Origin of the sequence: Actinomycetospora sp. CA-084318, from assembly GCF_050955885.1 — a bacterium.
GTDB lineage: Bacteria > Actinomycetota > Actinomycetes > Mycobacteriales > Pseudonocardiaceae > Actinomycetospora.
On sequence record NZ_CP192098.1, the window covers coordinates 1,868,142 to 1,887,286 of the forward strand.

General features: G+C 72.6%; 21 protein-coding genes. 13 read left to right on the forward strand and 8 right to left on the reverse strand.

Translation table 11 applies throughout. The features are described from left to right. Positions 1 to 2 precede the first annotated feature (2 nt). The 5 genes from ACQPYX_RS09160 (at position 3) to ACQPYX_RS09180 (ending at position 6,661) form a co-directional block, all read left to right on the forward strand. Positions 3 to 2,306, forward strand: a complete 2,304-nt coding sequence (locus tag ACQPYX_RS09160; RefSeq protein ID WP_433802588.1) for a hydantoinase B/oxoprolinase family protein — start codon at positions 3 to 5, stop codon at positions 2,304 to 2,306. After that, entirely contained in the window at positions 2,303 to 3,967 is a 1,665-nt protein-coding gene (locus tag ACQPYX_RS09165) for an FAD-dependent monooxygenase (RefSeq protein WP_433802589.1), read from the forward strand. The genes ACQPYX_RS09160 and ACQPYX_RS09165 overlap by 4 nt, the downstream gene beginning before the upstream one ends. Beyond that, positions 3,964 to 5,523, forward strand: a complete 1,560-nt coding sequence (locus tag ACQPYX_RS09170; RefSeq protein ID WP_433802590.1) for a (2,3-dihydroxybenzoyl)adenylate synthase — start codon at positions 3,964 to 3,966, stop codon at positions 5,521 to 5,523. The genes ACQPYX_RS09165 and ACQPYX_RS09170 overlap by 4 nt, the downstream gene beginning before the upstream one ends. Next, on the forward strand, positions 5,520 to 6,275 hold the full coding sequence (locus ACQPYX_RS09175; RefSeq protein WP_433802591.1) for a maleate cis-trans isomerase family protein: 756 nt from the start codon (positions 5,520 to 5,522) through the stop codon (positions 6,273 to 6,275). Before ACQPYX_RS09170 ends, ACQPYX_RS09175 begins: the two co-directional genes overlap by 4 nt. A 113-nt stretch (positions 6,276 to 6,388) precedes the next feature. Beyond that, a complete protein-coding gene (locus ACQPYX_RS09180; RefSeq protein WP_433803698.1) occupies positions 6,389 to 6,661 on the forward strand; it encodes a type II toxin-antitoxin system Phd/YefM family antitoxin in 273 nt (90 codons plus the stop codon). 364 nt (positions 6,662 to 7,025) lie between these two features. Here ACQPYX_RS09180 and ACQPYX_RS09185 read toward each other — a convergent pair whose 3' ends face one another. The 3 genes from ACQPYX_RS09185 to ACQPYX_RS09195 form a co-directional block, all read right to left on the reverse strand. Next, positions 7,026 to 7,373, reverse strand: coding sequence for a hypothetical protein (locus ACQPYX_RS09185; protein WP_433802592.1), 348 nt, complete (start codon positions 7,371 to 7,373; stop codon positions 7,026 to 7,028). Continuing rightward, a complete protein-coding gene (locus ACQPYX_RS09190) occupies positions 7,370 to 8,395 on the reverse strand; it encodes a hypothetical protein (protein ID WP_433802593.1) in 1,026 nt (341 codons plus the stop codon). Before ACQPYX_RS09190 ends, ACQPYX_RS09185 begins: the two co-directional genes overlap by 4 nt. Positions 8,396 to 8,518: 123 nt before the next feature. After that, a complete protein-coding gene (locus ACQPYX_RS09195; protein WP_433802594.1) occupies positions 8,519 to 8,824 on the reverse strand; it encodes a hypothetical protein in 306 nt (101 codons plus the stop codon). A 323-nt stretch (positions 8,825 to 9,147) separates the two neighbouring features. Between ACQPYX_RS09195 and ACQPYX_RS09200 the strand changes: the two genes are divergently transcribed. Then, a complete protein-coding gene (locus ACQPYX_RS09200; RefSeq protein ID WP_433802595.1) occupies positions 9,148 to 10,089 on the forward strand; it encodes an amidohydrolase family protein in 942 nt (313 codons plus the stop codon). 24 nt (positions 10,090 to 10,113) lie between these two features. Here ACQPYX_RS09200 and ACQPYX_RS09205 read toward each other — a convergent pair whose 3' ends face one another. The 3 genes from ACQPYX_RS09205 to ACQPYX_RS09215 form a co-directional block, all read right to left on the reverse strand. Continuing rightward, positions 10,114 to 10,365, reverse strand: a complete 252-nt coding sequence (locus ACQPYX_RS09205; RefSeq protein WP_433802596.1) for a hypothetical protein — start codon at positions 10,363 to 10,365, stop codon at positions 10,114 to 10,116. Positions 10,366 to 10,572: 207 nt separating this feature from the next. Next, positions 10,573 to 11,583: a zinc-binding dehydrogenase gene (locus ACQPYX_RS09210; protein WP_433802597.1), complete on the reverse strand. Its 1,011-nt coding sequence runs from the start codon at positions 11,581 to 11,583 to the stop codon at positions 10,573 to 10,575. Between the two features lies 1 nt (position 11,584). Continuing rightward, a complete protein-coding gene (locus ACQPYX_RS09215) occupies positions 11,585 to 12,493 on the reverse strand; it encodes an NADP-dependent oxidoreductase (protein WP_433802598.1) in 909 nt (302 codons plus the stop codon). A gap of 68 nt (positions 12,494 to 12,561) precedes the next feature. Between ACQPYX_RS09215 and ACQPYX_RS09220 the strand changes: the two genes are divergently transcribed. Together ACQPYX_RS09220 and ACQPYX_RS09225 are read left to right on the forward strand one after the other, a co-directional pair. Continuing rightward, positions 12,562 to 13,218 carry a TetR/AcrR family transcriptional regulator gene (locus tag ACQPYX_RS09220; RefSeq protein WP_433802599.1) on the forward strand — a complete coding sequence of 219 codons (657 nt, stop codon included), beginning with the start codon at positions 12,562 to 12,564 and terminating at the stop codon, positions 13,216 to 13,218. A gap of 60 nt (positions 13,219 to 13,278) precedes the next feature. Continuing rightward, the gene (locus ACQPYX_RS09225) at positions 13,279 to 14,502 is read left to right on the forward strand and encodes an amidohydrolase family protein (RefSeq protein ID WP_433802600.1); all 1,224 of its coding nucleotides are present in this window, start codon (positions 13,279 to 13,281) and stop codon (positions 14,500 to 14,502) included. Here ACQPYX_RS09225 and ACQPYX_RS09230 read toward each other — a convergent pair. Beyond that, a complete protein-coding gene (locus ACQPYX_RS09230) occupies positions 14,466 to 14,813 on the reverse strand; it encodes an antibiotic biosynthesis monooxygenase (RefSeq protein ID WP_433802601.1) in 348 nt (115 codons plus the stop codon). The two genes, ACQPYX_RS09225 and ACQPYX_RS09230, sit on opposite strands and share 37 nt — an antisense overlap. 63 nt (positions 14,814 to 14,876) lie before the next feature. Here ACQPYX_RS09230 and ACQPYX_RS09235 point away from each other — a divergent pair, with 63 nt between their 5' ends. From ACQPYX_RS09235 to ACQPYX_RS09250, 4 genes are read left to right on the forward strand one after another with little or no spacing between them, the layout of a single operon-like run. Continuing rightward, a complete protein-coding gene (locus ACQPYX_RS09235; protein WP_433802602.1) occupies positions 14,877 to 15,611 on the forward strand; it encodes a TetR/AcrR family transcriptional regulator in 735 nt (244 codons plus the stop codon). A gap of 31 nt (positions 15,612 to 15,642) precedes the next feature. After that, complete coding sequence (locus ACQPYX_RS09240) at positions 15,643 to 16,263, forward strand: VOC family protein (protein ID WP_433802603.1); 621 nt, start codon at positions 15,643 to 15,645, stop codon at positions 16,261 to 16,263. Then, on the forward strand, positions 16,260 to 16,502 hold the full coding sequence (locus ACQPYX_RS09245) for a hypothetical protein (RefSeq protein ID WP_433802604.1): 243 nt from the start codon (positions 16,260 to 16,262) through the stop codon (positions 16,500 to 16,502). Before ACQPYX_RS09240 ends, ACQPYX_RS09245 begins: the two co-directional genes overlap by 4 nt. Beyond that, on the forward strand, positions 16,499 to 17,749 hold the full coding sequence (locus tag ACQPYX_RS09250; protein WP_433802605.1) for an alpha/beta hydrolase: 1,251 nt from the start codon (positions 16,499 to 16,501) through the stop codon (positions 17,747 to 17,749). Before ACQPYX_RS09245 ends, ACQPYX_RS09250 begins: the two co-directional genes overlap by 4 nt. A gap of 390 nt (positions 17,750 to 18,139) precedes the next feature. Here ACQPYX_RS09250 and ACQPYX_RS09255 read toward each other — a convergent pair whose 3' ends face one another. Continuing rightward, positions 18,140 to 18,631 (reverse strand): hypothetical protein, encoded by a 492-nt coding sequence (locus ACQPYX_RS09255; RefSeq protein ID WP_433802606.1) that lies wholly within the window; start codon positions 18,629 to 18,631, stop codon positions 18,140 to 18,142. 67 nt (positions 18,632 to 18,698) lie between these two features. On the opposite strand from ACQPYX_RS09255, the gene ACQPYX_RS09260 reads away from it, so the two are divergent. Continuing rightward, a complete protein-coding gene (locus ACQPYX_RS09260) occupies positions 18,699 to 19,142 on the forward strand; it encodes a hypothetical protein (RefSeq protein ID WP_433802607.1) in 444 nt (147 codons plus the stop codon). Positions 19,143 to 19,145 lie beyond the last annotated feature (3 nt).

Here is a 19,145-nt window from a genome sequence, read left to right on the forward strand (position 1 = left end):
TCATGACGATGGCCGTGCCCGGCTCCGAGCGCTTCTCGAGCCGTCCGATCGACCCCGCGACGCTGGCGGCGCAGCTGCCGTCGACGCTCGAGATCCACACCGTCACCCAGGAGCAGATCGACGCGCTGGACCCGCTGACCTACGAGGTCATCCGGCACCGTCTCTGGTCGGTCACCGACGAGATGGGCGAGGCGCTCAAGCGCATGTCCGGCTCGCCGATCGTCACCGACGCGAACGACTTCGACTTCGCCGTCTCCGACGAGCTCGGCCAGGAGGTGCAGGTCGGGCTCTACAACACGATGCTCGTCGGCGCCGTCGACCTCGCCATCTACTGGACGCTGCAGCACCGCGCGACCAACCCCGGCATCGCCGAGGGCGACATGTTCCTCACCAACGACCCGTGGGTCGGCGGCGGGCTGCACCAGAACGACGCGATGGTCTACCAGCCGGTGTTCTGGGAGGGGAAGCTCTTCGGCTGGACCTCCGCGATCGCGCACCAACCCGACCTCGGCGGCGTCGGCCTCGGCTCCTTCTCCCCGGCCGCGCAGGACGTCTTCTCCGAGTCGCTGCCCACCCCGCCGATCAAGGTCGTCCGCGACGGCGTGCTGCAGGAGGACGTCGCCGACGTCTGGGTCCGGCGCTCCCGCGTCCCGATGATGATCGGGCTCGACCTGCGCGCCAAGATCGGCTCCAACACCGTCGGCCGCGACCGCCTGCTCGCCGTCATCGAGCAGTACGGCGCCGACACGGTCAAGGCCGTGATGAAGCGGATGATGTCCGACGCCGAGTCGCGCCTGCGGGGCAAGCTCACCGACCTCCCCGACGGCCGGTGGCGCGCCACCGGCTACCAGGACCAGTCCCACTCCGGCGACCGCGGCCTGCACAAGATCACCGTCGAGATGCGCAAGGCCGGCGACCACCTGACCTTCGACTTCACCGGCACCGACCCGCAGTCCGGGGTCGTGAACTGCACCTACGCCGGGATGCGCGGCGGCGTCATGCTCGCGCTGCTGCCGATCCTCGCGGGCGACATCCCGTGGTCGGCCGGCGGGCTGATGCGCTGCTTCGACCTCGTCGCCGAGGAAGGCACGATCAACAACGCGAGCTTCCCGGCCGCCGTCGGGCGCGGGCCGATCGGGCCGGCCTGGCTCACCGGCAACCTCGTCGCCGAGTGCCTCTCGCAGATGCTCGACCAGGCGCCGGAGCTCGACGCGCACGTCCAGTCGGCCTGCTGCGGCACGTGGGACACCGCCGTCATCGCCGGGCTCGACCAACGCGGCGCGGTCCCGACCCCGTTCCTCTCGATCCTCATGGACCCCATGGCCGGCGGCTACGGCGCCCAGCCGCAGGCCGACGGCATGGACACCGGCGGTCTGTTCTGCATCCCGATGGGCCGCGTGCCCGACGTCGAGATGACCGAGTTCCTCTACCCGGTCCTCGCGCTCTGGCGGCGCGAGGAGCCGGACTCGGGCGGTCCCGGACGACGACGCGGCGGGGTCTCGGCGTCGATGGCGGTCACCCCGCACGGCACGAGCTTCCCGATCGGCCTCGTCCTCGCGTCCAACGGCAAGGCGGTCAGCCAGAACAACGGGCTCGCCGGCGGCTACCCCGGCAACACCGGCGTCGAGTACATCGCCCGCGGCAGCGAGGTCACGACGATGCTCGGTGCGGGTCAGTTGCCGGCCGGTTTGGAGGAGATCGGCGGCACGGCCGAGCTGCAGCCCTGCTACGGCGAGACGTACGTGGCGCCCGGCGAGGTGTTCACGATGTTCTGGCAGGGCGGCGGGGGCTACGGCGACCCGCTGACGCGGACGCCGGAGGACGTTGCCCGCGACGTGCGCGAGGAGAAGGTCACCGCGGCGAGTGCGGCCTCGGCCTACGGGGTGGTCGTCGTCGACGGGACCGTCGATGCCGAGGCGACCGAGACCCGTCGTCGGGAACTCCGCGACGCACGACGAGCCCGGGGCACGAGCGAGGGCACGCGCGAGACGGTCGACCTGACCGACGCGCGCCGGCTGGACGACAACCTCGTCGCCGTCGGCGAGCAGGTGGCATGCGTCCACTGCGCGACGGTGCTCGGGTCGGGCGCGGTGGGCGAGCTCGACCTGGTCCGCTACGAGGGGCCGGTCAGCGACGCGGGCCCGCAGGTCGTGGACAACGCGGGGGAGTACGTCGACGGCGCGGTGCACTTCCGGCAGTACTGCTGCCCGGGGTGCTTCACGGCGGTGTCGACGGCGGTCGTGCCGGTCGACCACGTCGACGACGTGACCCGGACGAGCCGGGTGCTCGCGGACGCGCGGTCGTGAAGCTGAACCGGGTGGCCGTGCTGGGCGGGGGACCGGGAGGTCTCTACGCCGCGCGGCTGATCAAGCTCGCGTCTCCCGACTGCGAGGTCGTGGTCCACGAGCAGGGCGTGCCGGACCAGACGTTCGGGTTCGGGGTCGGGCTCGCCGCACGGACGCAGCGTCGGCTCGCCGAGGCCGACCCCGCCTCGCTCGACGACATCCTCGCCTCCGCGTGGTCGCACGACATGCGGATGACGGTGGGTGAGCGTTCGGCCGGGATGAGCGTGTCGTCGCTGGTCGCGGTGGGTCGGGCGGAGCTGCTGCGGGTGCTGCAGCGGCACGCCGAGGACGCGGGCGTGAAGCTCGAGTTCGGCGTGCGGCGGACGGCCGACGACCTGGACGCGGACCTCGTGATCGCGGCCGACGGGGTCGGGAGTGCGACCCGGTCAGCCGGCGCCTTCGGCGAGGACGTCGAGGTCGGGAGCGGGTGGTACCTGTGGGCCGGCGTCGACACGGCGCTGCCCCACGCGTTGTTCGCTCCCGAGCGGACCGAGCACGGGGTGTTCGTGACGCACGCCTACCCCTACGCGGCCGACCGGAGCACGTTCCTGGTCGAGACGGACCCGGCGACATTGCAGGCGGCCGGCTTTGATCGTGAGGGGCCGGCGGACTCCTCCGACGAGGAGGCGCTCGACTACCTGTCCGACGTCTTCGCCGATCACCTCGACGGGCACCGCCTGATCGGCAACCGCACGCGTTGGCTGCAGTTCCGGACGGTGCGGTGCTCGCGCTGGCACTCCGAGCGCACGGTGCTCCTCGGGGATGCGGCGCACACGGCGCACTACTCGGTCGGGTCGGGGACGAAGCTGGCGATGGAGGACGCGATCGCCCTGGTGAACGCCTTGGACGGCTCCGATCTCGACACGGCGCTGACCGAGTACGAGGTCGCCCGCCGGCCCGCCGTGGAACGGATCCAGGACATCGCCGAGCGCTCCCGTCGCTGGTGGGAGACGTTCCCGGAACGCCTGGACCTGCCGGTCGAACAGCTGCTGGTCGCCTACATGAGCCGCGCCGGGAACGTGCCGCTGGACCGCTTCGCCGCAGGCACACCCGACGTCGTGAATGCGGCCTTGCAGCAGTGGGCGGGGGAGTCGCCGCCCCAGGGTCAGCCGTGGCCCACCGCTGACGGTGAGCGTCAGGAACGGGACACGGTGGAGCCGGCGGGTCAGCCGTGTGCCACCGCTGACACTGGACGTCAGCAGGGGACCACCGCTGACTCGCTCGCGGAGTGGGTGCTGAGCCGATCGTTGCGGCCGTCGACGCCCGGGCAGGACCCGGAGGTCGACGACCCGACCGTGGGTCCACGAGGCTTCGACGCGCGAGTCGTGGCCGACGACCCGAGCGCGTTGGACGCCACGGTGCTGGACCTCGGTTCGGACGCCCGCCCCTCGGGCTCGGAGCAGGTCGTGGAGGACGCGGTGCGACGGGGAGAACGGGTGATGGACACGATCTGGCTCACCGGCGCCGACGACCGGTCGTCCGTCCTGACCCGGCTCGAGGTCGCCGAGCGGTTACGACGGCGGACGCCCGCGCTCGTCGTCGTCGCCGGCCCGCACGCGTGCCGGGAGGACTTCGCCGACGGGCTCGCGGCCGACCGCACACACCTGGTGGCCCTGCGATGAGTCTGCTCGGGACGAAGACGATCGCCGACGAGTTCCACGAGACGGCGCGGGTCTACCCCGACCGCGACGCCGTCGTCGCCGCCCAGGGCCGCCGCACCTACGCGGAGCTGGACGCCGAGACCGACCGGCTTGCCGTCGGGCTCGCGGAGCTGGGGCTGCGGCCGGGCGACCCGGTGATCATGCAGGTCACGAACCGGCTCGAGACCGTCGTCGCCTGGTACGCGATGCTCAAGGCCGGGCTCGTGCCGGTCGCGACCCTCGCCGCCCACCGCGGCCACGAGATCGCCCACATCAGCCGGGCGGTCGGCGCGCGGGCACACCTCGTCGAGGCCGGCACGCGCGGCATCGACCTCGTGGAGTTCGCCCACGAGCAGGGCCGCGACCACCCGACGATGCACCACGTGTTGGTCCTCGACGACCTCCCCGTCGCCGAGATCGACCCCGACGAGGCCCGCAAGCGCGTCGAGGAGATCCAGCGCGGCATCGACCCCTATGGGATCGCCGTCTTCCAGCTCTCCGGCGGCACCACGGGCGTCCCGAAGCTGATCCCGCGCCACCACGCCGAGTACTGGTACAACGCCCGCGCCTACGCGGACGTCCTCGGCTGGACCGCCGACGACCGCGTCGGCCACCTCATCCCCGTCATCCACAACGCCGGGGTGGTCTGCGGCGTGCACGCCCCGCACAGCGTCGGCGCGTGCCTGGTGCTCACCGACCACGACCTCGACACCGCCATGCCCCTCCTCGTCGCCGAACGCACCACCTCGGTGCTCTTCGGCCACGTCCACTACCGCGCGCCCGAGCACCCGTTGTACGACCAGCTCGCGCAGACCCTGCGCGTCGTCCTGCTCTCCGGCGCCAAGGTCTCCGAGGAGCTCTTCCGGACGACGGGTCGGGGCGGGGCCTGGGTGGGTCAGCTCTTCGGTATGGCCGAGGGCATGTTCCTGGTGACGCCCGTCGGGACGTCGGTGGAACTGCGCCGGGAGACGGTCGGCGTGCCGATCTCGCCGGAGGACGAGGTACGCCTCCTCGAGCCGGGCACCGAGACCGAGGTTCCCGACGGCGAGGTCGGCGAGCTCTGCTGCCGCGGCCCGTACACGTTGCGCGCCTACTACGGCATCGACCGACCCGAGGCGTTCACGTCCGACGGCTTCTACCGGACCGGCGACCTCGCGGCGGTCCGTCTGCTCGACGGGCACCGCGCGATCTCCATCGAGGGCCGCATCAAGGACCTCATCAACCGCGGCGGCGAGAAGATCAACGCCGAGGAGGTCGAGCTGCTGCTCCTCTCCCACCCGCACGTGGTGGAGGCGGCACTCGTTGCCATGCCCGATCCCCGACTCGGCGAGCGCGGCTGCGCCTACCTGTCCACGGACGGCACGCCCGTGACGCTGCAGGACCTCCGCGATCACCTGCACCGGCTCGACGTCGCGAAGTTCAAGTGGCCCGAGCGCGTGGAGCTGGTGGAGGCGCTGCCGCGGACGAGGATCGGGAAGCTCGACAAGAAGGCCATGACGGCCGACATCACCGCACGCCTGTCGGGGGAGAACCCGTGAGCCACCACCGCATCGGCATGATCGTCCCGAGCTCGAACGTCACCGTCGAGACCGAGATCCCGGCGCTGCTGGCGCGCCACCCCACGGAGACGTTCTCCTTCCACGGCAGCCGCATGCGCATGCACCAGGTGACGCCCGAGGAGCTCGTCGCCATGAACGCGCAACGCGGCCGGTGCGTCGACGAGCTCGCCGACGCCGGCGTCGACGCCCTGCTCTATGCCTGCCTCGTCGCCGTGATGGCCCAGGGCGCGGGGGAGCACCGGCGCGTCGAGACGGAGGTCGCCGCCCAGCTCGCTGAGCGCGGGTTGCCGGCGGGCCTGGTGTCGTCGGCAGGTGCGTTGGTCGACGCGCTGGCGGCGCGGTCGTGGGGGCGGGTCGCGCTGGTCATGCCGTACATGAAGCCGTTGGCGGAGCAGGTCGTCGCCTACCTCGAGGCCGAGGAGATCGAGATCGTCGACTGGGCCGCCCTCGAGGTCGGCGACAACACGGAGGTCGGCTGCATCCCGGGCTCGCGGGTCGTCGACGCTGCTCGGGGGCTGAATCTGTCCCGCGCCGACGCGCTGGTCATCTCCTGCTGCGTGCAGATGCCGTCGCTGCCGCTCGTCCCCGTCGTCGAGCAGGAGCTCGGCGTGCCCGTGCTCTCCGCCGCCACGGCGGGGGCGTTCTGCCTGCTCCGCTCGCTCGGTCTGCCGCCAGAGCTTCCGGACGCCGGGGCGCTCCTCGCCGCGCCGGTCGGTGCGTCGCCGCGGTGATCACGTCGACGGGACGGTCTTGCCCGAGGTCCACGCGGGGTCGACGGGGACCCCTCGCCGACCCTCCCGAGGATGCGTCGACAACCAGGACAACGGCGGCCACCATCGTGGCCATGAGCACCGAGTCGCTCCGGTCGGTCCGCGACCACTTCTCCGAGGTCGTCGACCGCGTGGAGCACCACCACGAGCGCGTCGTGATCACGCGCAACGGTCGCGACGCGGCGGTGCTCATCAGCCCCGAGGACCTCGCCGAGATCGAGGAATCGCTCTCGGTGGCCGCAGACCCGGCAGCGCTGGCGGACATCCGGGAGTCGGACGAGTCGTACGCGCGCGGCGATGTGGTTCGCGGAGTCGATGCCGTGCGGCGACTCCTTGATGAACGATGAGGTCCACGAGCTCGTCCGCGGTTCGGCTGCACGCCGTGCCTTGGCCCCGGAGTTCGCCATCACCACGTCATCGAGCACGTCCTCGGTGCCCTGCCCGTCCTGCGGTGGGACGAGATCAGCGCCGGTCGTCTATGGACTGATGGACTTCGAGTCGGTCATGCAGAACCCCGGAATCGTCCTCGGCGGATGCTGCGTCGCGCCCGAGGACCGGCAGTGCTGTGCGTGCGGGACGCGGTTCCGCAGCGACGGGGTCGTCGGTGAACCGCAGGATGAGGGACCGCCGTGGAGGGTCGACGAGCGAGGCCACAGCTGATCGAGTCACGCTCGGGCTCGTGGACCGGGGCGAGTGTCTGTCTCCGCGGATCTAGCGGCGATCCGGGATCGAACGCGCGACAGCGTTGCCGGGCTCGGTGTTCTCCAACCACACGCTGTACAGCCAGTCGCTGGCGTCCGCGTCCTCCCAGCCTTCCGCGATGCGCTGGAGAGCGTCGTCTCCCAGGTCCCAGGCGGAAAATCGATCCGACAACGTGCCGGGGCGGACGAGTCCGTCGGCGAGCAACCGTCCCACCACGGCGAGGGTCTCCGACCTCAGCGCACGGTCGTCCAGATCGCCGTGAGCGACCTGGACGAGCGACCGTGCCTCCGCGAGGCTGACCCAGTCGTCGAGGCCGCTCGCCAGGATCTTGACGGTCGGGTCGTTGTAAGAGGTCATCTCTGACGGTGGACCTTCCATGACTCGCCGTTCGGGAACTCGATGTCCACGGTGGGACCGCCGGACCCGGAGGTCTCCCGGAGCCCGATGCGCGTGCCGTCGGGGGCGGTGACCCACGTGCCAGGGTACGAGCCACGGGCATACGGCACCCCGCCCTCGCGGAGCTGCTCCGCGAGAGCCCGGACGGCCTCGTCGTCGGGGACCTGCCGGACACGGTCGTTCCGCCCGGGCTCGGTCCGCTCGCGCAGTGCCTCGCCCGCCGCCGTGTCGGGCAGGTCGTCGTCGAGGTTGCTGGCGGCGACCTCGAAGGGCGTGACCCGGTCATCGGTCGCCGCGTGCCGAGCGATGTCGAGGAGACCTGCGCCCGCGAGTCCCACTCCGCCCACGACGGCGGCGGTCGACGCGGCGCCGAGGGGAACGCCGACGAGGGCCCCGACGCCGGTGAGGTCGAGGGCCACGCTGCCGATCGCGCCGACGGCTCCCGCCGTGGCGAGAGCGGCGCCGCCGGCGAGCGCCAGGCCGCTGAGCGGGTTGCGGAGAGCGGCATGGCCGAGAGAGGCCGCGGCGTTGCCGACGTCCGCCGGGATCGAACTGCCTCCGCCGCCGGCAGTCGGTGCGGCTCCGACGGCCGCCCCGGCTCCGTCCAGGGCCCGGGCCGCCACCTCGTTCGCCTGGCGGGCGCGTTCCTCGGCCCGGTCCATGAGCGTCGCCGCGTCAGCTCGTGCTTGCGCGGCCGCGTCTCGTGTGGCGTCGGAAGCCACGACCGCGCCGGAGCCCGCAGCGGCGAAAGCGTTCTGCGCCGACAGCAGCATCTGCTCGCCGCGGGCGTACTCCGCCTGAGCAGCCCTCAGCTCCTCGGCATAGGTGGCGAGCGGCGCGGCCGACCGCTGCACGGCATCGGCGGCCCGACGAACCTCTGTTGCATCCCCCGCGAGCCGGGCGAGAGCTGTGTCGGCCGCCTGCCCCGTCCACGCGCCAGACAACGAGGTGCTCCGCCCGAGCAGCGCGTCGTGGGCCGACATCAGTCCCTCGGCGGCACTGCGCAGACTCCGAGACGCCGCGAGGAGAGCATCGGGATCCCCTGGCAGCGGCACGGTGACGAGTCAAACAGGTCGGATCAGGCGGTGGGTCCGCTTCGGGGAAGGTCAGGACCCGGGGAGCCGGATGGAGCGCGACGTCGCCGCGTCGGAGCTCTCATAGGTCACCGACGCGGCGACGAGAGCGGCCGCCGAGTCCTGCACGTTGCGCGCGGCCGACGCGAGCGCGGCGTTGAGCTGCGCGGACAAGGCGCCGACGACGCCCTCCAGCGGCCCGGCGCCGGCAGCCGCACCGGCACTGACCAGGGCGTCGGTGCCGCTGCGTGCCGCCATGTCGATCGATACGGCGTCGCCGCGCAGCCCGCTCGCCGTCAGGCGCAGCGCGGGGAGGTCGGCGTGGAAGCCCTCGGACACCTCGGAAGCGTGACACAGAGCGTCTCCTCCGAGATGCCGAACGGTCGAGCCCAGCGGGGGAGGCGAACAGCTGCGTCGGGCGAGGCGCACGCCCCCCGGCGTCGCGCGAGGAGAGGAGCAGGACGCCGACCTGACCATGATCACGTCGAGGGGACCGTCAGAGCTGTTTCGAAGATCGACATCAGCCCTGAGCGTCCACTCGACGTGATCATGGCGAGGACGGCGCGGCGACTTCCGGTCGCTAGGTCGCGGAGCGGGGTGTGTGGTGCGCAGGATTCCTGTGCACCAGACACGGCACTCGTCGACCTATGCGGAGGAAGAGCATGACCGGCACCGGGCGGATCGACGTCCACCAGCACCTCATCCCGGCGCGCTACCGGAGCGCGCTGGAGGAGCAGGGGCTGACGGCGGGCGGGTGGCCGACGCCGGACTGGGACCCGGAGGCGGCGCTCGCGATGATGGACCGCCGCGCGACCGCCACCGGCGTGCTCTCGATTAGTGCGCCCGGCGTGCACTTCGGGGACGACGCGGCGGCCCGGGAGCTGGCGCGGGCGGTCAACGAGGAGCACGCCGACCTGGTCCGCGAGAACCCGGACCGGTTCGGGCAGTTCGCGGTGCTCACGTTGCCCGACGTCGACGGGGCGGTCGCGGAGGCGGTCCATGCGCTGGACGTGCTGGGCGCCGACGGGGTGGTGCTGCTGTCGAACGCCGGCGGGGTCTATCTGGGCGACGCCTCGCTCGACCCGCTGTGGCAGGTGCTCGACGAGCGCGATGCAGTGGTGTTCGTGCACCCGACCGCTCCGCCCGGTCTGCCGATGCTGCCGGGCCTGCCGAGTCCGCTGCTCGACTTCCCGTTCGACACCACGCGCGCGGCCCTGCAGATGGCGACCCGGCAGGTCCTCGCCCGGCACCCGCGGGTGCGCGTGATCCTGTCGCACGCGGGCGGGTTCGTGCCGTTCGTGGCCAGCCGACTGGCGGGAGCAGCGATGTTCACGGAGGGGGTCACGGAGGCCGACATCCTCGCCGAGCTGCGCAGCTTCTACGTCGACACCGCCCTGTCGGCGACCCCCACCGCGCTCCCGTCGATCACGGCCTTCTTCTCGCCCGACCACGTGCTCTACGGCAGCGACTTCCCGTTCGCGCCCGAGTCCTGGGGGACCACCTTCGACCGGGAGCTGGACGAGGCCGGGCTCCCCGGAGTCGACCGCGCGAACGCCGAGGCGCTCCTGCCCCGTCTGCGCACGGCGACCCGCAGCGGGACGTGAGCAGTGCGCTGCCAGAACCGCTGATCAGGAGCTGAGGAGGTCAGCTTCGCTGCGGGGAACCAGAGCATTCGAGGACGCGGATGTGCCCGTCGCCGTCGAACCGGTCGGCGACGAGGGACCGTCGGCCCCGACCGACGGCGCCACGCTCAGCACGACGCCGACGAGAATCGCGATGGCGGCGGTCGTGCAGGCCGCAACCGTCAGCTTCGCCCGACGGATGGCGCGTTCCCGCTGCCGCTTGGCCATCCGCAGCGGCGAGACGTACCAGTCGTCCACGCCGGCCGGGGCGCGGTGCGCGCCGCCGCGGGCGACGGCGCCCGAGGACCGTTCCGGAGGACCGGCGGGTGTATCGGGCCGGGGTGCGGGCCTGGGGTGCTCCACGAGTCGGTACATCGCCCTCGACTATCGGCGTGGACGACACCGCTGTCATCCGCCCGGTCTTGCGATCCCCTGACGGTGCGCCAGGCCTGTCGGTGAGCCGCCTCAGGCGACCCGTACCGACACGTGACCGCGGTACCGGCCGGCGAGCACGTCGACCAGGGCCTGCGGGGCGGCGTCGAGCCCGCCGTCGACCACGGTGTGCGGGAAGACCAGGCCCTCGTCGAGCCAGCGGCGGAACAGGGTGGGCCACTCACTGAGGACGTGCCGAGCGTGCAGCAGGGCGAAGCCGCGCAGGTGCACGCCCTTCAACAGCACCTGCTGGGTGTCGATCCGCGGCCACGGCGCACCGGCCTGCTGGGTCGCCAGGGCCCCGCCGATCGCGATCCGCGCGTGCGGGGCCGCCGCGGCGACGACGGCCTCGAGCTGGGTGCCGCCGACCAGATCCAGCGCGGCGGTCACGCCCTCAATAGCCGCGTCGCGCAGGGCGGAGGCGAACCCGTCGTCGTGATAGTCGAGGGCGACGTCGAAGCCGAGCTCGTCGACGAGCCACCGACACTTCTCCGCCGACCCGGCCGTGCCCATGACCCGTGCGGCCCCGAGCCGCCGGGCGATCTGCCCGGCGAGCGAGCCGACGCCACCGGCCGCGCCGGTCACGACGACGACGTCGCCGTCACCGACCGCGGCGACGTCGCGGACGCCGAGGAGCGCGGTGGCGCCGTTGCCGGCGGCCAGGTGGTACTCGGCCGAGGGCAGGAGGTCCGGGTCGAGGACCTGCACGGACGAGGCGTCGACCTCGGCGTACTCCGCCCACGGTCCGTGGAAGGCGACGAGCGCACCCACCGGCACCGACCCGGCGTCGGGAAGGACCACCGTGCCGATCACGGGGCCGTTCACGGGCTCGTGAAGAGCGAGCGGCGGGAAGGGAAGATCGGCGTCGGGGTCCATCCGCTCGCGCAGCACGGCGGCGAGCCCGAGGTGTTCCACGCGCACGAGCAGACGACCGGGCGCCGGGGGAGTGACGGGGACGTCGGCGGTGCGGAAGACGTCGGTCGTCAGGGCGCCCGAGGGGCGGGCGACGAGGTGGACCGCGCGGACGTGGTCGGGAACGGCCACGTCAGACGACCAGGACGAGCCGACCGCGGACGCGCCCGGTCTCGCTCCAGCGGTGGGCGTCGGCGATCGCGGCGAGCGGGAAGGTGCGCTCGACCGGCAGCCAGAAGCGGCCGGCCTCGATCAGCTCGCCGATGGTGGCCATGGCGTGGAAGGCGTTGCCGTCGGCGAACCCGTTGCTGAAGTGCACGCCGTGCGCAGTCGCGCCGTCCATGTCGGCGACGGTGAGCACCCGGTCGGCCGCGCCGGTGAGTTCGATGAGCTCACCGAGGACGCCGCTGCCGGCGATGTCCACGGCGACGTCGGCGCCGTCGGGGGAGACGGCCCGAACGCGGTCGACGAGCCCGTCCCCGTACACGACGGGCTCGGCGCCGAGCAGGCGCAGGTAGTGCTGGTTCGCCGCGCTCGCCGTGCCGATCACGCGGGCGCCGCGGGCGTTGGCGAGCTGCACGGCGACGCTGCCGATGCCGCCGGAGGCGCCGCTGAGCAGGACGGTCGTGCCGCCGCCGACCTTGAGCTGGTCTAGGACGCGCGTGGCGGTCTCGAGCGCGACGGGGAGGCCGGCCGCGTCGACGAAGCCGAGGGAGCGGGGGATCGGGGCGCGGTAGGTGATGAGCGCGTACTCGGCGGCGCCGGCGTGGTCGTCGGAGATGCCGAACACCCGGTCGCCGATCTCGACGTCGGTGACCCCCTCGCCGAGCTCGTCGACCACGCCCGCGACCTCGGCCCCCGTCGTCGAGGGCAGCGGCGCCCCGAAGTTCAGCGTGCCGGCGCGCAGCTTCGGGTCGGAGGCGCTCACCCCGACCGTGCGGACCGCGATCCGCACCTGGCCGGGGCCCGGGTGCGGATCGGGCAGGTCGACGATCTCGAGGACCTCGGGCCCTCCGTACTGCTCGAACCGTGCTGCCCTCATGGCCGCCCCTTCCGTCGGACAGGAACTTACCGTTGGTAAGGCGCTGTGTCGCTGGATAATCTGTGGGCGTGACCGAGGACGTCCTGTGGCTGCGAGACCGGCCGGCCGCCGCGCGGCGGGCCGAGCCGTTGAGCGTGGAACGGATCGTCACCGCGGCCGTGGCGGAGCTCGACGAGCACGGCGCCGAGCGCCTGACGATGCGGCGGCTCGCGCAGCGCCTCGACGTCACCTCGACGGCGCTCTACTGGCACGTCCGCACCAAGGACGACGTGCTGGACCTCGCCGTCGACCACGTCCTGGGGGAGGTGCCGATCCCGGCGGACGCGGAGCCGCGACCGGCGGTGCGCGCCCTGCTGGTCGACTGGCGGGCGGCGATGCTGCGCCACCCGTGGTCGCCGGGGCTGCTCGGGCGTCCGCTCCTCGGCCCGAACGTGCTCGCGCGGATCGAGTTCCTGCAGTCCACGTTGGTGCGGGCGGGTCTGTCGGGCGCCGACCTGCAGGTGGCGACGAAGCTGCTCTCCAACGTCGTCATCGGTACCGCGATGAACGACTCGTCGTGGCGCCGGCTCGAGGACCCGGCCGTCATGGTGCAGGTGCGCGACCACATCGCGGGCCGGGGCGACCTCTACCCGACGCTGGGGTCCTCCGGCTTTCTCGACGACGGGTCGTCCGACGACGAGCTCTTCGAGCGCGGCCTGGACCGGGTGCTCGACGCCGTGCTCTGACCGTCACGTTTCGGTCGGCGGGGGACAGGAGCTGTCCGCCTCCGCGGTGATCGTCGGGCCATGCGCACCGCCTTCACCGACATCCGCCTCTTCGACGGCGAGCAGGTCCACCCGACGACGACCGTGGTCGTCGAGAACGGGTTCGTCGCCTCCGTCGGCGACCCCGAGCCGGCCGGGATCGACCACGCCGTGGACGGCACCGGCCGCACGCTGCTGCCCGGCCTGATCGACGCCCACGCCCACACGCTGCCCGAGGACCTCACGACGGCCCTGCGCTTCGGCGTCACCACCGTCCTGGAGATGGGCGGCCCGTCGTCGGCCGAGGACCGCGCCGCCTGGGCGGCCCGCCCCGACAGCGCCGACGTCCGTAGCGCCGGACTGCCGGTCACGGCGCCGCACGGCCACCCCACCCAGCTCTTCGCGCACCTGAGCGGCCCGGACGTCCCCGACGTCTCGGCGTGGCCGCAGACCAGCACCCCCGAGGAGGCGCGCCGACTGGTCGACCGGCTCGTCGACTCCGGCTCGGACTACGTCAAGTTCATCCTCGAGGAGGGCACGGTCATGGGGGATCCCGGTCTCCCGCTGCTGCGGCACGACGCCTACGCCGCCGGCGTCCGGGCCGCCCACGAGCGCGGCGTCCTGACGATGACGCACGCCCAGACCGCCGCGACCTGGACCCAGGCCGCGCAGGCCGGAGCCGACGCCCTGGTCCACCTGTTCATCGATCGTCCGCACGACGACCGGCTCGTCGACACGATCGCCGCGTCCGGCGCCTTCGTCACGCCGTGCCTGGTCCTCGCCCGCTCCTTCATGGGCCTGGCTGCGACGGACCTGGCCGCGGACCCGCGCGTCGTCGAGAAGCTGGATCCGCTCTGGGTCGACGCGCTGGGACGGTCGCTCTCGACCTGGAACGTCCCGTTCGACGACGCCCTCGCGAGCGTCGCGGCGCTCGACGCGGCGGGCATCGACGTCCTCGTCGGGACCGACGCCTCGATCGCCTTCCCGGGCAGCGGCGGACCGGCCCACGGCGCGAGCGTCCACCACGAGCTGGCGCTGCTCGTCGAGGCCGGGCTGTCGCCGGCGCGTGCGCTGCGTGCGGCGACGTCGGTGCCCGCCCGGCGGTTCGGCCTCGACGACCGGGGGCGGGTCGCTCCCGGACTGCGCGCCGACCTGCTCCTGGTCGACGGCGACCCGACCACGACGATCGGCGACAGCCTGTCGATCGCGGGCGTGTGGCGGAGTGGACGTCAGCTCGCGGGGGAGAAGGAGACGGTCGGGCGGTAGAGGCCGGGGAACTGGGCGGGTCGTGGCGCGTTCGGATCGGTCCCGAAGCGCGTCGCGGCCTCGCGCATCGCCGGGTTCGTCGCGGCGTCGCGCCACGCCTGCTCGCTGTCCCACCGGGCGATGTTGACGAGCTGGAACCGGGCCTCGTCGTTCACGGCCTCGTGGAGCTGGGCCCCACGGAAGCCGGGTGCGGCGGCCATGATCGCCGCGAGCTGCTGCCAGCCGACCTTGAACGTCTCCACGTCCTCGCGGGCGATCTCGAAGATGTTGATGAAGGTGACGCCGTCGTCCTGCCCGGTGTTCTGGTCCATTGACCAATGGTAGGTGGCGCGGCGGACGATCCGCCACCGCCGCTGCTCCGTAAGGTCCGCTCCATGAGCGCGGCGGAACCTGCCCCGGACGGGACCCCCGCCCGACGGCCTCGTCGGGAACTGGTCGAAGCGCAGATCTACGAGCAGGCGACCCGGCTGTTCGCCGAGCGCGGCTTCGCCGGGACGAGCCTGCAGGACATCGCCGACGCGATGGGCATGACGCGGCCGTCGCTCTACTACTACGTGAAGAACAAGGACGAGCTGCTCGCGCGGCTCGTCACCGAGATCACCGAGGCGCCCGCCGCGGCGACCGAGGAGATCGCCGGCCGGGAGCTCGACGCGACCACCAAACTGCGCGAGCTCGTCGGGCTGATCGCCGGGCAGCAGGCGCGGCAGGCCGCACGGTTCCAGCTGGTCATCCGCTCGGAGTCGGAGCTTCCCGACGAGCTCGCGGTCGCCCACCAGGCCGCGAAGCGGCGGGTGCTGGACGGGTTCGCGCGGGTCGTCGACCAGGGCATCCGCAGCGGCGAGTTCCGGCCGCGCGACGTGCGCACGACCGCGCTGGCGCTGATCGGCATGTGCAACTGGATCGCCTGGTGGTTCCGGCCGGGCGGGCCGCAGTCGCCCGAGGAGGTCGCCGGACAGATGGCCGAGATGGCCGTCGCGATGGTGGCGCAGGCGCCCGACCGGCTCCCGGAGACGCCCCGGCCCGACGACCCGGCGGCCGCCCTCAGCCTGCTTCGTCAGGACCTCGACTACCTCGAGCGCATCATCACGACGACGCCGTCGAAAGATTGACGCAGACGTAGACGACTTCTACGCTGAGGGCATGGCACTGGAGCACAAGGTCCGCGGTGTCGACCACGCGGCGTTCCCGACGTTCGATCCCGCTGGGACCGTCCGCTTCTACCGCGACGTCCTCGGCTTCCCGGTGGTGCACTCGATCTGCGCCGCGGGCTGGGGCCCGGAGAACCACCCGGACTTCATCCACTTCTTCTTCGACATCGGCAACGACGACCGCATCGCCTTCTTCTACTACTTCGGGCTCTCCCCGCAGCACGCGCAGGAGCGCGGCGACGTCTACGCCGGCTTCGGGCCGGAGGTACCGGAGTTCTTCGTGCGCTCGCGCCACCTCGCCATCCACGTCGACGACGAGGCCGACCTGCTGGAGTACCGGCGCCGGCTCGACGACTCGGCGTGGCCGGTGGAGATGCAGATCCAGCACGAGACGATCGAGTCGATCTACACGCACGACCCCAACGGCTACATGGTCGAGTTCACCCGCGCGATGCGTCCGGTGACGCCGCAGGAGGACCTCGACGCCAACCTGACGATCGACGCGCTCCTCGACGTGGTGGCCGAGCCGGACCCGTCGTTCGGGAAGCTCCTCGCCCGCAAGGCGGAGCTGATCGTCGAGCGGGCGGCCGACTGGGAAGCGGCGCAGGTATGACCGCGCTCTACGTCCTCGACGTCCCCGAGAACACGACGGTGGCGAAGGTGGCGGCCGAGTCCGGCGCGGCGGTCGGGAAGATCGGGCCGTACTTCGAGATCACCGCCGACGGCCCGATCGTCATCGATCGTCGCGCAACAGGCTGCCGGCACGCGGTCTGGTACAGCTGCATCGCGGGTGTGGCCGGCGGGCGGATCGTGCAGCACGACAAGAACGCCCTGCAGGTCGACCCGACATGAGTGCGCCCACCCGGCTCGGCGCGGGGCGCTACGTCGCCGCCGATGAACGCCCTGCGGTCACGACGACGAGCGTCCACGAGTTGACGACGGCGGACGGGGCCTCCGTCCGCGGGGTGCTCGCCACGGTGCCCGGCGCGCGGACCGTCGTGGTCCTGATGCACCCGCGGCAGGACGTCACCCACCACCCGCTCGTGCCGCCACTGCTGCAGGCCGGGGCGGCGGTGTGGACCCAGCACACGCGGTCGGTGAACAACGACCTGACGCTCGTGCACGAGCAGGCGCTGCTCGACGTCGCGGCGGGTCTCGCGTTCCTGCGGGACCGTGGCTTCGAGTCGGTCGTGACCCTCGGGCACTCCGGGGGCGGGACGCTCTTCGCGTTCTACGCCGAGCAGGCGGGACTGGACCCGTCGCAGCGCATCGCGACGACGCCGGGCGGGCGCCCGACGAAGCTGGGTGATGCTCTCCTGCCGCCGGTGGACGCGGCGGTGTTCCTCGCCCCGCACCCGGGGCAGGGGCGGCTGCTGCTCGGATGCATCGACCCGTCGGTCGCCGACGAGACCGACCCGCTCGCGGCGGTGCCGGACCTCGACCCGTTCGACCCGCGCAACGGCTTCGCGGAGCCGCCGACCAGCTCGTCGTACCCGCCCGAGTTCCTCGAGCGGTTCCGGGCGGCGCAGCGCGACCGGGTCGCCCGGATCGACGCGCGGGCCCACGCGGCGCTCGCCCGGGCCGCCGAGGCGCGCGCTGTGCACAAGCGCACCGGTGCACCCGCGGACCGTCGACGCGCGCTGGCGCCGGAGATCATCACGGTGTTCCGCACCGACGCCGACCCGCGGTGCGTGGACCTGTCGCTGGACCCGAGCGACCGGCCGTACGGGTCGCTGTTCGGTTCTCGGCCCGACCTCATCAACTACGGGCAGGTCGGCTTCTGCCGACTCACGACGCCGGAGGCGTGGCTCTCGACCTGGTCTGGGTTGTCGTCGAACGCCGACTTCGTGCGGTGCGCGCCGGGCGTGCAGGTACCGACGCTGTTCGTCGAGCTCACCGGCGACCAGGCCGCGTTCCCGGCGGACTCGCAGCGCATGGTGGCCGCGCTCGGGGCGTCCGACCTGACGCACACGAGCGTGCGCGGCACCCACTTCGGCGGGGCGATCGGTCCCGACGAGCCCACCGGCAACGAACTCGCGGCCCGGCAGATCGTCGACTGGCTGTCCGAGCGGTACGAGCTGGCGCCGCCGTCGCTCTGACCCGGATCCTGGGTGATTCACCTAGGTCGGCGTCGATCCTCGTCCGCCACACTCCGAGCGCCGAGGTCGTGCGGGGACGTCTCGAGCCGTTCGATGACGACGATCCGCTGGGGGACGACCGATGGCTGCCTGGAATCCGGCCCGACGCCGGACTGTGATGGGGCTGGGCGCGTTCGCGCTGGCCGTGACGGCGACGATGGGAAGTCCGCTGTCCGCGATGGGGGAGTCGTGTACCGCCACCCCTGAGCGGGCCTCCTGTGTCGACATCCCCGGTTCGAGGAGCACCGCGATCGGTGACGGGACGAGGCAGGCCGGGGGGTACGCCTACGCCGGTCCGGGATTCGCCCAGTCCGCCTCCGTGTCCGTCGGCGGCACGATCGCCGGTGCGGGCTACACCGCGCCGGACCGCAGTGTCACCGCGGAGTCCACCGGCCCCGACGGTCGGGGCGAGGCGGTGGCGGGCCCGCTCGGGCAGGGCGCGAACGGCGAGGCCCCGCAGACGAGGGCTTCGTCCTCCTCGTCGTCCGACGGCACCGGGATTCCTCGGTCGTCGGCCACCGCGACCACGATCGGAGGTGGCCCAGCGACGAGCGCAGCGAGCGGAGGTGGCCCGCTGGACGAGGCGTCGACGGCGACGTCGCGGGTCGTGAGCGGCACCGGGTCCGCCGCGACGTCCGCCGTGCGCGGCTCGACGGCCACGGCCACCTCGTCGGGCGACGCAGCGCTGGCGTCCGCGATGGCGGCCGACGACTCGAAGGCGACGTCCACGGCGTCGGGCTCGTCGTCGGCGGCCGCGGCGGCGGCGTCGACGGATTCGACGGCGACCTCGACGGCGAAGGGGTCGAACTCGACGGCGGGGTCGGCGGCCTCGAACGGCAGCACCGCGAAAGCGACGGCAGCCGGGGACAATTCGTTCGCGCGGGCGACGGCGACCGATCACGACAGGTCGGTGGCGTGGGCGGGGAAGAACGCCACGGCGACGGCGTCGAGTGCGCAGAACGGGGCGCCGGCGTCGGTGAGCTGTGGCGGCGGGAACGCCTATGCCGCGAACCAGAACGGTCGGACGTTCTGTGTGAGCGGGAAGTACTACTCGTTCACCTACGCGCCGAACAAGATCGACGTGACGCTCGACCTGCCGACCGCGCCGCCGAAGAAGTCCTCGTCCTCGACGGTGCAGAAGGCGTCGAACAACACCGGGTCGTTGTCGAACAAGGGTTCCTCGGTCAAGAACTCCTCGAGCGCGGAGTCCGCCAGCACGAAGAGCTCGTCGTCCTCGGGCAAGGACTCGTTGTCGAGCAAGGAGTCATCGTCCGGCAGCAGGAGCTCGTCATCGGGCAGCACGAGCTCGGGCAGCGGCTCGACGAAGCTCGTGGCGCTCACGAAGAAGAACTGACCG